The organism is Kribbella sp. NPDC055071 (assembly GCF_053608045.1).
Genome location: NZ_JBSGUS010000007.1, coordinates 272,544 through 284,917, shown reverse-complemented (window position 1 = coordinate 284,917; position 12,374 = coordinate 272,544). Strand labels below are relative to the sequence as shown.

Here is a 12,374-nt window from a genome sequence, read left to right as displayed (position 1 = left end):
ACGCGCGGGCGTCGCCTCAGAACTCGCCGTACACCTGGACCTTGGTGCCGATGGGGGTGTCGGCGTAGATTTCGTGGATTTCTGGGCGGAGGACTCGGACGCAGCGGTGGCTGGCCGGGTACGGCTTGATCAGGGAGTTGACTCGCGAGCCATGCAGAGCGATGCCGGGGCGGTCCTTGAGGAAGTAAAGCGAGTCGTACATGAACGCGTCGTCGTACAGGCTGCTCTCGTGGGCGCCGGCCCACTTGCGCCAGACCTTGCCGGTGCGGTTCGGGGTGTCGTACCCGGGCGCGCCGGTCGAGATCCAGACGATCCGCTTGTAGGTCTTGCCAACGATTTGGTACAGGATCTGGCAGGTCTTGTTGACGTAGATCCCGGGCTCGCGCGTCGGTGTCGGCTTGGTCGTTGCGTTGAGCACCGAATACGCGTCGGTGAGGGTGAGGCCGCCGCGGTTGACCGGCATGCCGTGTGTCTCGCGCCACGCGCACAGCGCCTGCTTCGCGCGGACGGTGATGTCACCATCGATGTCGCCGACCGGGTACCCGAGCTTGTCGAGCTGCTGCTCCACCCGCAGCGCGTAGTACTGCGGCTTCTGCTTCGCCTTCGGTTTCACGGGCGTCGGTTTCACCGGCGTCGGCTTGGTGGTGGTCGGAGCGGAGGTCGGCGTACTCGGGCTCGGCGTCGCTGGGCTCGGCGTACTGGCAGTACTAGTTGGGGTATCCGAAGGACTCGTCTCGCTGGCCGCCACGTCGGAGCAGCCGACGAGCGCGAACGACAGTACGACGGCACCGGCAACGAGACCACGACGACCAGACACGCGATTCCCCTCTCCCTCGAGCAGTTTTCAGGGTCGCAGAACCACAACGAGTGATCCGGCAACGACCCGCCGAGATTAGTGCTCCAAGGGCTCTCCGGAGGCGTCGTCCCCCAATCCCGTCACCGAACCGTTGTCGACCACGACTTCAGCCCGGCCAGATTCCCGATGCATGACCTGAATTCCGCCTCCGGCGTATGCGAATCCGGCTCCTGCGGTCGAGGCGTGAGTCAGCGGCGGACGGCCAGCACTCACCAACCAGATCGTTGAGCACCCGGGCGCGCTCAAACGCCCTGCGGGGCGACCCACCGCCGGGGTTGTTGAGTGGCACGGGTCCGCTCCACCCAACTTGGCGCGTGGGTGCGGATCTCCAGGCCATCACAATGCGCCGATTCCCCTGGAGTTCAGGCGTGAAAGCCTCGCGGGACGACGATTGTGATGGCCTGGGGATCCGTCGGCATGACAATGACCGGCAACAGCCCATCGCCGCAACCCCGAGACTGTCCTGGTGCGGACGTGTTCGAGCCGACAACGTACTGGCCGCGGCCTGACGGTTCTGGCCGGTTGCTTACCTGGTGGGGTCAGAGGCCGAGGTCGCGGAGGAATTCGGGTTTGTAGGCCTGCAGGACGACGTACCGGGGGTCCGGCACCTCCATGTCGGCGTTCTTGGCTGCGTCGCTGGCGGCGTCGTGTTCGCCGACGGGAACGCTCGGGTCGGTCCACTCCTGCTCGGCCGGGTTCCACCGCGTCACCGTGTACTCGGCGATGAGGTTGTCATCGGCCACCAACTGCTTGGCCGTCCGCTCCGCTTCCTGCGCGTCCTCGAGCGTGTGCGTGTACATCAGCATCCGATGCCCGTCCCGCGTCACCGTCACCTGCCGCCCGAGCCGCTTCTGGGCATCATCATCCAGATCCAACGCCCGCAACCGATCCCAGAACGACAACCGGTGCTCCTCATTCCCCAGGACCACCTCAACCCGAAACTCCTCATCCGCCATGCGGTCACCCTACCTACTGAGTGCCGCCGTGAGCCGTCCGCCCGGCTCAGGAGGCGGCAACGGTCCGCCGCAGCACTTCTTGTACTTGAGCTCAGACCCGCACCAACACGGTGTGTTGCGCGGAGGCGGCCACACGATCCGTCGACCGTCGGGCAGTTCGTCGTGCCGGAGTCTGGCGTTCTCCAGGCAGTCGAGCATCCCGCCGTAGGTCCAGGTGGCGATCATCACCCGGTGAGGCTGGGCGCGCAGAACTCGCTCGACCATCTGGCAGTACGCGTCCGCGTTCTCGCCGATGAAGTGTCTGCGCCACGGCACCTCCTCATCGAACTCGCCGCGATCCCAGACCTCGATCCGGCCTTCGTGCACAGTCGGCTCACGCAGCGAGGCACGCAACTCGCCCTCCCTGTCCACCGCTTCGTCGTCGCCCTCTTCCCCCATCAGGTCGAGGCCGTCGAGTGGCAGCCGCAAGGCCCATTTCACGCGTCTCCGCCCCGTGACCAGATCCTGGATTCGGGGTGAGCCGCTGGTCACGTCTTCGGCGGTCAGCTGGTCGGCTGCGATTTCATACCAGAGCAAAGCCTCCTCCAGTTCGCCGCGCCTTTCGAGCAACTCGGCCGCGCTGCGCCAGGCGAAGCTGTAGATCCGGTTGTTTGTCATCACGGCGTCGAGTTCGCTCGATGCCTCGGTGTCCCTGCCCTCCTCGAACAGGAAATCGGCATAGTCCACTCGAGCCACGTCACCGGTCGCACCTCCTTCCCTGATCAACTGTTCCCAGATCGCCGCTGCTCGCTCGGGTCGTCTCTCACGCACGTGCTCGCTGGCGATAATGAGCAAGGACAAGGTCCGCCCGAGGGCCGTACCTATCCAGTGGTCGCGAAGCTCTTCTCCAAGGGGATCGTCCATGCCTGGAACATAGTGAGATCGGGCCGCCGGCGAGCGCCCTCTTTGGCGGCTGTGGATAACTCGACAACATGCGGGAGAGGAGAATCGGGTTGGTTTGATCGGATAGGGTTCTTAGTTATGGAGCTGAGGCACTTGGAACACTTCGTGGCGGTGGCGGAACAGAAGCACTTCACGCGGGCCGCTGAGGCGATGTCGATCTCGCAGTCGGGGTTGTCCGCCTCGATCCGTGCGCTCGAGCGTGAGCTCCGGGCCTCGCTCTTCGTCCGCAATACCCGCAGCGTCGAGCTCACCGAGGCCGGTCGGGCGCTCCTGTGCGAGGGGCGTCGTACGCTCGCCTCCGCAGAAGCAGCCAAGGACGCGGTCGCCGCAGTGCAGGGTCTGCTCCGCGGTCACCTGACCGTCGGGCTCGAGCAGTGCCTCGGGGTGGTCGACGTACCGGCCCTGCTCTCCAAGTTCCGCTCTGCTTACCCGGGCGTGGAGATCGAGGTGCGGCAGGGTGGCTCGACGCCGATGCTCGACGAGCTGGCGTCTGGGCGGCTCGATGTCGCGTTCGTCGCCACGGCCGGCGATCCGGTCGAGGGCCTCGACCTGCGGCCGCTGTCGCGCGAGTCGATGGTTCTCGTCTGCGCGCCCGACCACCGTCTCGCCAACGCGAACGCCGTCTCGCTCGACGACCTGGTGGGGGAGTCGTTCGTCGACTTCGACCCGACCTGGGGAGCGCGCGCGATCTCTGACCGCGCCTTCGCCACCAGCGGAGTTGCTCACCCCGTCACGATCGAGGTGAACGACGTACACACGCTCCTGGCGCTGGTTGCGCACAACCTCGGCGTGGCCCTCGTCCCCGAGCGCATTGCCGCCAAGCGCGGCGACCACGTCACCGTCGGCCTCACACCGGGCTGTGCGGCCGACTGGCAGGTAGCGGTCGCCGTACCCGCCGGCACGGCAGCCTCCCTAGCCGCCGACGCTCTCATCGGCATGCTCCCCACGACCGCCGGCCACAACTGACTCGACGTACCGGCCGACAGACGGTCGGAGGAACTAACGTTGCGGGCATGGCACGTAAGCAAGATCGTCGGCCGCTCTCGGCGGAGGAGACGTCACTGTTGGAGCAATTCACGGCGAGCATCTCCGGCGTGGGATCCGATCAGCTACGCCAACTGCTGCCACAGCTCCTCGAGGCGGTCCCTGACTCCTTCGACCAGGCAGTTCCTTCGCGTCGGAGGCCGCGTCGCGATGACGTGGTCACCTACCAGGTACGGGTCGATCTCGCCGAGACCAAGCCCCCGCTGTGGCGGCGGCTGGAGCTTTCTTCCGACCTGACCCTGAACGACGTCCACGACATCATTCAGATTGCCTTCGGATGGACCGACAGCCACTTGCACGAGTTCGCCGTCGGCAGGGATTACTACCACCCCGCGAGCGAGCACTACCTATGTCCGTTCCAGGTCGAGGAAGGCGAGATCGGCGTACCCGAAGAGGATGTGCGCCTCGACGAGGTCTTGGCGAAGCGGGGTGACGAACTGCACTACCTGTACGACTTCGGCGACGGTTGGATGCACGTCATCAAGCTCGAGTCCGAGAAGCCTAGGGACGAGTCTTCGTCCCGGGCTGTCTGCATCGGTGGTCGCCGCCCCGGGCCTAGTGAGGACTGCGGCGGTGTGTACGGGTACGAGCTGATCTGCGCGGCGCTCGATCCGCACCATCCGGATCGTGCGGAGACGGTTGCCGACTATGCCCGCATGTACGGCGAAGACGCGGACCCGGGCACCTACGGCCCCACTCCGTTCGATCCAGAAGCCATCAACAAAATGCTGTCCGGGCCTGTCGCTCGTGAATCCGATCCTGCCGGGCCGCTGGAAGACCTCATTGATGCCATTGGCCCGGGGAAACATCGGCAGCTGTTCCAGCGGCTGGTCGCGGACGCGGATCTGGATCAGGCTGTTGACATCGATGCAGATACGGCTGCCCGGATGGTGGCGCCGTACTCCTGGTTGCTGGATCGCGTCGGAGCCGACGGCATCAAGCTGACGGGCGCCGGCTACCTACCGCCCGTCCACGTGGAAGCGGCAGTCACCGAACTCGGATTGGCCGAGGAATGGATCGGTAAGGGCAACCGTGAGGTGCAGACGCGGCCCGTCCTCAGACTGCGGGAGACTGCGCAGATTTTGGGCCTTGTACGCAAACACAAGGGAGCGCTTGTGCTCACGCCACGTGGCCGCGCGCTGCGCGCTGATCCTCTCGCGCTCTGGTGGCATCTGGCCGAACACATGCCACCGACCACCAAGTACGCGTACGAGACTCACGCCGGGCTGATTTGCCTTGTCGCTCTAGCCGCTGGATCGACCGAGAACCTGAACCTGAAGCTCGCCAACCTTCTCGCCGCGATCGGTTGGGGGGATCAGGATGGAACTCCGGTCACGCCCGGGATGGCGAACGACGCGGCCTGGGACTGTATGTCCGTTCTGCGCCGCCTCGGTGCAGTCATCCGCGAGCCACGCGACCACCGTTTTGACGTGCCCACGCCAGAAGGCGTGATGTTCGCCAGGGCTGCATTGCGCGCCAGCCGGCCTTGACTCGGGAGGTCTGTACGGCGGCCGGGTCGCCGTACAGACCTGAGCCGTGCTTGCTACCAGGCGTAGTCCTCAGGCGAGGTCTTGTACCCGGGGAAGATCTCGTCGAGTCGGGCCAGTGCCTTCTCGTCGAGCTTGACGTCGACCGCGCGTACAGCGGAATCCAGCTGCTCCATCGTCCGCGGGCCGACGATCGGGCCGGTGACGGCGGGCTGGTGGAGGAGCCACGCGAGGGCCAGTTCGCCAGGCTCGTGACCGAGCTCGTCGGCGAACGCCTCGTACTGCTCGATCTGCGGACGCAGTCGCTCGAGTGCCTCCTTGGCGCGACCTTCGAGACGCCGTACGCCCTCGTTCTCCTTGCGTACGACGCCGCCGAGCAGACCGCCCTGCAGCGGCGACCACGGGATCACGCCGAGACCGTAGTACTGCGCGGCCGGCAGGACCTCACGCTCGACGTCCCGCACGATCAGGTTGTAGATCGACTGCTCGCTGACCAGGCCGATGTAGTTCCGCCGCGCTGCCGCCTCCTGCGCCTGCGCGATGTGCCATCCGGCGAAGTTGCTGGACCCGGCGTACAGGATCTTGCCCTGCTGAATAGCGACCTCGATCGCCTGCCAGATCTCGTCCCACGGAGTGGCCCGGTCGACGTGGTGGAACTGGTACAGGTCCACATAGTCGGTCTGCAGCCGCTTCAGCGACGCGTCGAGCGCCCGCCGGATGTTCAGGGCCGACAACTTGCCCTCGTTCGGCCAGCCGTCACCCATGTCGCCGTACACCTTGGTCGCGAGCACAGTCTTCTCGCGATTCTTCCCGTCCTTGGCGAACCACTCGCCGATGATCTCCTCGGTCCGCCCCGGGTAGATGGCCCGCCCGTACCCGTTGGCCGTATCGAAGAAGTTGATCCCCTTGTCATGCGCCGCATCCATGATCGCGTGCGCATCCCCCACCTCGGTATGAGGCCCAAAATTCATAGTCCCCAGTACGATCCGACTGACCTTCAGTCCCGTCCGCCCAAGCTGAGTAAAGTCCATACCTTCACCCTCCCCCCACACCCCTCAGATTTCCAACAGAAGAATCAACTCAGTCCCATCACCCCCACTTCTGAGTACCGAGAGGCTGGAACGGCGACGTGGCCGTAGCGGGAACCGTCGCCTTCGCCTACGAGCTGAGCGTCTTGAAGAGGCTTCGCAAGTCTGGATGGTGACACTCCGGCGTCCCGCGATCTGGGGTCCGTTACAGAACACAGCCCCAGAGCCGCCCAGCTAGCCGCCTTAGAGTCGCCAGCGACGAAGTCGGCCTGCCCGCCCGCGCCGCGCACCTCGCCCTCTGACACGACTCCCCAGAGACGCGCATCGGCAGCATTGGCCACAGCGCACGCCCGTACGTCGAGACTGTCAGTAACGACCGAATCACCGCAGACCAAACCGCCGCAGACCAAACCGCCGCCTTACCCGACAACGCAGCCCAGAGCATCCGCGACGCCGTCACCGAATACGAAGCCGCCGAAACAGGTTCTGGCCAGACGTATTCGGGCTCGCAAGGCTGGACGTCCAGGCGGCGAAAGATGTCACCTGGACGTCTCTGTGGGCATCGGCCAGGGAACAGGAACTTGTCAAGATGGTCGATAATTCTGGGGCAATTCACGCTGCCATTGATCGCCTCATGTACGTGTGTTCGTTCAGGTAGTGATTTACGAGGCATAATTCAGAGGCAAATCCTCGGTCCGTCAATCCTGACGGTCGAACTCATTGCTGATTGCCCGTCCTATCGCCTGACCAAGCTTGATTGGCACCGCGTTTCCGATCTGTCGAGCGATCGAAACCTTGCTTCCACACCATTTATAACCCACCGGGAAGCCCTGGATCAACGCAGCTTCGAGATGCGTTATCGCGCGGTTCTCGCTAGGGTGAAGGTATCGACCCTTTTCTGGCTTAAAGAACTCGGTTCGGATCGTAACCGACGGTCGATCCCAATGCAGGCGTCCCATCACATCACCGGAGCCGGACGTGTGGTTCAGCCAGCATGGTGCCTTCAAGCGATCAGGTAAATTGAAACGATTGCCGCCCTGGGGAATATAGGAGAACCTCTCCAGTGACAGATCTTCGTACCTTCGTGATAAGTGCAAGTCTGATGTCTTGAAGATACCCCGCATCGATCTACCGAACGCGGTTGTAAATTTCTCTGGCAAGTCTATTTCTCTCGCCGAATGCGAAACTTTCGCGAGAACCTTGGAAATTGGTACGTGACGACCAAGATGAGTCTTTGGCAGCCGCGCTGGTGGTTTCAGATCCCGATGCCATCCGATGACAAGAACACGTTTGCGGATCTGAGCAGCTCCGTAATCCGCGGCGTTCATCACTTCCGCGTGAAAGTCGTATTCTTCGAGTAGGCCGCCAGGAGAGGTCGACTCACGCAGCTGTTCGAACTGCTCGGACTGGAAGAACGCAGGAACATTTTCGAGTACGAAGTACTTCGGGGTGGCTCTGCTAAGTGTTTCGGCGTAGTGAGCCCATAGTCCGTTCCGCTTGTCCATGGCATCGCGCTTTCCCAGAAGGGAAAACCCTTGACATGGCGGTCCGCCTATCACAACATCCACCTCAGGAACCGATTCGTTGGCGAGCCAATCTTCGATAGCGCCCTGATAGACATGGTCTACACCGAAATTAGCCGCGTATGATGCGGCAGCTGCGACGTCGCTTTCGACGGCTCTGATCACCTCGTAACGCTTAGTAGCAGCATGGAAGCCTGAGGTGAGGCCGCCAGCGCCAGCGAAGAGGTCAAGGAGGCGTATCGGAGTGCGCGCGTCAATCACACCCCGCACACTAGGTGGTCGTGCCGACAAATCGCACGCCGGCGCGCGAACGGCGTGGACAGTAGTCATGATCCCACAGACTTTGGTACCGACGAGGATGGATGTCGTGAGCCTAAACGGCGAGGTCCTGCCCGCAGATGAAGCCGTGTCCCGAAGGATGTCCAGGCAACGACGTCGAGACACTGCGCCTGAGCTGAGATTGAGGCGTGAGCTCTTCGCAATGGGCTTGCGCTATAGAGTCAACCACCCGATACCCGGATTCCCGCGCCGACGCGCCGACATCACTTTTCTGCAGGCGAGGATCATGGTCTTCGTCGACGGATGCTTCTGGCACAGTTGCCCACAGCACTCGTCTTCACCTCGAAACAACTCTGAGTGGTGGAGGAGCAAGCTGGAGGCGAACCGCACACGAGACCTGGAGACAACCCTTCACCTCGAGGAGTTGGGATGGATTGTCATAAGAGTATGGGAGCACGAGCAGGTCGCTGAGGCGGCGAGCACGATTGCGATAGCGGTGCGGCTGGCGTCCGCGAAGTCCGGCCCTAAGTCGAAGTAGCGTCGAATTGATGCACGCGTCCCTCTGCATACCGGAGGCCGCGAGTCGCGATTCCTCGGCCCATGAAGATGGACCTCTCAGTCGTGTCAACAGCGCGAGGACCTAGAGGCAGGTACTCCCAATCATCTGGTGTCGTCGGATCGTTTTCGGCCCACTCTAGGGCGGCCAGATGATCGTCTACCTGGTATCCAACTTCGGCTTCGGGCGGCCGGCCCGATGTACATAGATTGATCACGCGTGCGAGGTCATTTACCTGATCCGACGACAGAATCTTTGCGCCGTCAATTGGTGCGATTACTTCAACAATCCCCAGGGCGAGCGATCGACATCTGACCATGGGGCGGTGTAGATAGCTATTCGGCAGGTCCTGCCGAATAAATGCCCGCTCGACGGGAGAGTAGTCCGCGCCATCTCTAAATATTTCAGCCCCCCACCAGAGACGTGCCAATGACTGTTTGTGAATCGGGCCGTACCATCGGTCGGCGGCAACTCCTCCGTGTCCTGTCCAGCGCCACTCGGCATATGCAGGGCAAATTGCGAGGGCGAGCCAATGCCACAGGCCGCGATCCGAGGCCTGTGTTCTTGTGAGCCGTAGGGCGTGGTGCAGACGAGGTGCAACCCACCGGTCGCTCACGGCGCGATCGCGGTTCCAATCACGACTTTGTCGCTTCTGCTCGAACATCGACATCAGGTCCTCGACCACGTCCAACGGAATTGTCGTGCCATTCTGACGCAGCACGAGCTCTTCGTGTACGCCCACTGGCATGACGCCGGTGCGGAATATTCTGCGATCGTCCTCACTTAGTTGGCGCGTAAATCGATGCACGCTTCGCGGATCAGACATGAAGAACCTCCTTGCAAATTCCCGCAATCACCCTCGAATGGTTCGTGAGGCGATCAATCGCCGAATCGATGTCCGCCCACAGATACGCTCGATCGACGGCGGTCATCTGTGCCTCCCGTGCCAATCCGTCATACAGTTCGTCGACGGAAGAAACGCGCAGCATCTCCGCAGCGACGGCTTCGCAGAGCTGCCGACCTAGGCGATCCGAAGGAGGTGTCGGTGCCTCGTCATCGATCGCGGACACCTCGCCGGCGGCTGCCCTGAAGAGGGCGGTCGTAGCGTATCGAGCAATTCCTGCGGCGATGCTGTCTCGGTGGCGGCGCCTCTCCAACTTCGGGCTCTTGGAGTTAAGTAGATTCTGCAGCCCCTCGACTCCAGCGTTGAGCAGCAGGATCGGTTCGGGCGTCGTTAGATCCATGAGGGCGTGGGACGTCGCCGCCTCGCGTGCTATTGCGGGTGCGCTACGGTCGTTGAAGTTGATCCAAATCGTGCGGAACGGAGGAACGCCTGGCGCTGGCGGCTTTTGCGAGCTGTCTACCACGAGGATCCACGGCTCGGACTCACCCACCAGATGTGAGGATTCGTCGACGTCTACGACCTCTAGTCGGATGTCGACGATGCCAACCACGAGCGCTCGTGGGATGACGATGTTGCCGTTGAAGAGCGTCGGCCCCTTGGGATCGAGAGGGGCAGGCAGTCGGAGGCTGGTTCCACTGCAAGAAACAAGAATATGAGCGGCGAGGTTGCCGATACCTAGCGGGCATCGTTCGGTTGTTGACGCCGTCACCTCGAGTTCGACCTCTGTCCAGTCCGGTACTCCGTCAAGCCTGACCCGACGCCTCTCGTCATCGACAATTGCCTCGGGTAGGCCATCACCGAGCCGCACCACTCGGAGTTGAACTTGCCACCCTTCACGGAACTGTGGCCATGCGAACTTGAGGCTCACTCGGCGACTCCCATTGGCCCGACAAGTGGGGAGCAACGACCGATCAGCACATCGACGGAGGACTCCGCCGCGGGAATCGGCAGGTTCGGTCCAGACTTCCCTCGGATCACTGCGGTGAGGGTGCGACCGCGTCGTGCCGGGTACAGCTTGATGTCGTCGTCGTCAACCACGCCGCCCGAGAGGACGTCGAGCTCCTGCCACTCGACTCTGTCGCCACGACCATCAAGACCCACGAGGCAGAGATGGGGCTCCACGCTCCAACCCTCGGGCCTATTTCTGGCCCGGAGCTCGAACGTGACGTTCCAGCAGTCCTCAACAACCTTCCAGTCCGTTACTCGGATCTCTGGGCGCCTGAGGGCCCCACCTGCACCTCCGATGCCGGCCTCGCCTTGGAGAAAGCGCAGGTTGCGAAAGATCGCCTCCGGCCCCTTCTCATCCGAGGTTGGCACTGTGTCGAACAGATCAAATAGCGCCTTGAGGACCTCGTCGCCGATGCTCTTCAGGTTTGGTAGCCAGGGAGCGACGTACCGCGCCGTCAGGTTGGCCTGTGAAATCTGTCCGCGACCCGCACCTGGAATCCAGCGGTCATGAGCTGGCGGCTCAGCGAAGCGCAGGAAGTCGTCAGCGCGAATATCGTCCGTGGAGGGGGTGTCTGGGTGAATGGCGGCGCCAGCCAGCAGGAACGCGTGATAGATGCGCCCCTCGAACTCTCGACCTACGGTCTGAACTACCATCTCCGGCTTACGGATGAAGCAAACGGTATTTTCGAGCGTATCCCGATCGTCATCCGACATCGTCACAACTAGCTTTGCTGTGTGTACAAACGCATCATGGGGGTCGCCAGAATTACGCCTAGCTGAAACTTTGATGGGTATGTCCCGAACAACTACCGAGTTCGGTTCATCCAAGGTCGAGTCAATCAGGCCGCCGTCAAACCGCTGTAAGGCTCTGACCAGTTCTGTGAATGTATCACCGGGATCAATCTCCTCATTATAGATGAGGCCATTGTCGAAAACCTGGATCTTGACCCTCAATCTCCCTCTCGTGAGAAGTGGCCAGAAGCTTTCCTCGACCCCTCGCCGGAGCTCTTTTGCGAGATCAATTAGCTCGGCCCCGCCTCCGAGCCCCTTGTCAGGTTCATCCGGATCGTAGAATCCGACGAGTAATGCGGTCGTGCCGGGCCGAGAGTCCACGCGTGCAAGGTGCAGCGGCTCGATCACTTCAGCGTCCGTGTCCCAGAACGACGCGACGTCATCTTCGTCGGGAATGCCGAAATAACCACGCCCGATGTAACCTTGCCCGTCGATATGGTGATCAACGCCCTGGTTCACGCCGAAGACACGGTTCTCGGTTCTTCCGGCCACGGCGGATGTCTCATCTAAGACCGAGTTAAAAAGGACAGTTTGCAGTCGCGAGAATCGCCAGTAGACGGCCTTACCGAGGCCAAAGGATCCTCCAGCGGCCTTGTCTTTGCCGCTGAATAGATCTAGCCTACAAAGCTTGATAAAGTTACCGTAGTCATCTGGCGTGAGGCCGTCGCCTGCAAATTCCGGCCCAGTCAACCCGTGGCATCCGTAATCCGAGATCTTCAACAGCAGGAGAGCTTTGCTGTCGTCGAGAGCTTCTAGGCCAGCTTTGATCTGTCCGGCGGCGACAGCTCCGCCAGCCGCGTCCCCCATGGCAGCTAAATGCTTAGAAAGGCCAGCGTTCCATCCGACAGCTGTTTCGAATTCGCGTCGCTGGTCGCCGACCAGACGCACAAAGGTGTAGACCAATTCGGCCGGTCCATCTTCTCTTCTGGCATCATTTGTGTTTTGTGCGCTCTCCCGCGCCAATGATGAAAGACCCGCATTGACTGTCCATTGATTCGCGTTGCCGAAGTTTCCGTAGTTGCGCTTCTGTCTATCCCACAACCAGGTCAAAGTCATTTG

11 protein-coding genes are annotated in these 12,374 nt (G+C 62.2%); 3 read left to right on the top strand and 8 right to left on the bottom strand.

Annotation, left to right across the window (positions count from 1 at the left end; translation table 11 throughout):
- Positions 1-16 precede the first annotated feature (16 nt).
- The 3 genes from ACWF4Z_RS14885 to ACWF4Z_RS14875 form a co-directional block, all read right to left on the bottom strand.
- Positions 17-817, bottom strand: coding sequence for a L,D-transpeptidase (locus ACWF4Z_RS14885; protein ID WP_452243571.1), 801 nt, complete (start codon positions 815-817; stop codon positions 17-19).
- Between the two features lie 578 nt (positions 818-1,395).
- On the bottom strand, positions 1,396-1,812 hold the full coding sequence (locus ACWF4Z_RS14880) for a hypothetical protein (RefSeq protein WP_452243570.1): 417 nt from the start codon (positions 1,810-1,812) through the stop codon (positions 1,396-1,398).
- Positions 1,813-1,821: 9 nt separating this feature from the next.
- On the bottom strand, positions 1,822-2,715 hold the full coding sequence (locus tag ACWF4Z_RS14875) for an SEC-C metal-binding domain-containing protein (protein WP_452243569.1): 894 nt from the start codon (positions 2,713-2,715) through the stop codon (positions 1,822-1,824).
- A gap of 117 nt (positions 2,716-2,832) precedes the next feature.
- On the opposite strand from ACWF4Z_RS14875, the gene ACWF4Z_RS14870 reads away from it, so the two are divergent.
- Together ACWF4Z_RS14870 and ACWF4Z_RS14865 are read left to right on the top strand one after the other, a co-directional pair.
- A complete protein-coding gene (locus tag ACWF4Z_RS14870) occupies positions 2,833-3,720 on the top strand; it encodes a LysR family transcriptional regulator (RefSeq protein ID WP_452243568.1) in 888 nt (295 codons plus the stop codon).
- Between the two features lie 98 nt (positions 3,721-3,818).
- Complete coding sequence (locus tag ACWF4Z_RS14865) at positions 3,819-5,288, top strand: plasmid pRiA4b ORF-3 family protein (protein WP_452243567.1); 1,470 nt, start codon at positions 3,819-3,821, stop codon at positions 5,286-5,288.
- Between the two features lie 53 nt (positions 5,289-5,341).
- Here ACWF4Z_RS14865 and ACWF4Z_RS14860 read toward each other — a convergent pair whose 3' ends face one another.
- Positions 5,342-6,316, bottom strand: coding sequence for an aldo/keto reductase (locus ACWF4Z_RS14860; RefSeq protein WP_452243566.1), 975 nt, complete (start codon positions 6,314-6,316; stop codon positions 5,342-5,344).
- A 695-nt stretch (positions 6,317-7,011) separates the two neighbouring features.
- Positions 7,012-8,097: a DNA cytosine methyltransferase gene (locus ACWF4Z_RS14855; RefSeq protein WP_452243565.1), complete on the bottom strand. Its 1,086-nt coding sequence runs from the start codon at positions 8,095-8,097 to the stop codon at positions 7,012-7,014.
- A gap of 67 nt (positions 8,098-8,164) precedes the next feature.
- Here ACWF4Z_RS14855 and ACWF4Z_RS14850 point away from each other — a divergent pair, with 67 nt between their 5' ends.
- A complete protein-coding gene (locus ACWF4Z_RS14850; protein ID WP_452243564.1) occupies positions 8,165-8,653 on the top strand; it encodes a very short patch repair endonuclease in 489 nt (162 codons plus the stop codon).
- On the opposite strand, the gene ACWF4Z_RS14845 is transcribed toward ACWF4Z_RS14850, so the two are convergent.
- The 3 genes from ACWF4Z_RS14845 to ACWF4Z_RS14835 are packed head-to-tail and all read right to left on the bottom strand — an operon-like array spanning position 8,640 to position 12,371.
- The gene (locus tag ACWF4Z_RS14845) at positions 8,640-9,497 is read right to left on the bottom strand and encodes a DUF6339 family protein (RefSeq protein ID WP_452243563.1); all 858 of its coding nucleotides are present in this window, start codon (positions 9,495-9,497) and stop codon (positions 8,640-8,642) included. The two genes, ACWF4Z_RS14850 and ACWF4Z_RS14845, sit on opposite strands and share 14 nt — an antisense overlap.
- Complete coding sequence (locus ACWF4Z_RS14840; protein ID WP_452243562.1) at positions 9,490-10,443, bottom strand: hypothetical protein; 954 nt, start codon at positions 10,441-10,443, stop codon at positions 9,490-9,492. The genes ACWF4Z_RS14845 and ACWF4Z_RS14840 overlap by 8 nt, the downstream gene beginning before the upstream one ends.
- A complete protein-coding gene (locus ACWF4Z_RS14835; protein ID WP_452243561.1) occupies positions 10,440-12,371 on the bottom strand; it encodes a hypothetical protein in 1,932 nt (643 codons plus the stop codon). Before ACWF4Z_RS14835 ends, ACWF4Z_RS14840 begins: the two co-directional genes overlap by 4 nt.
- Positions 12,372-12,374 lie beyond the last annotated feature (3 nt).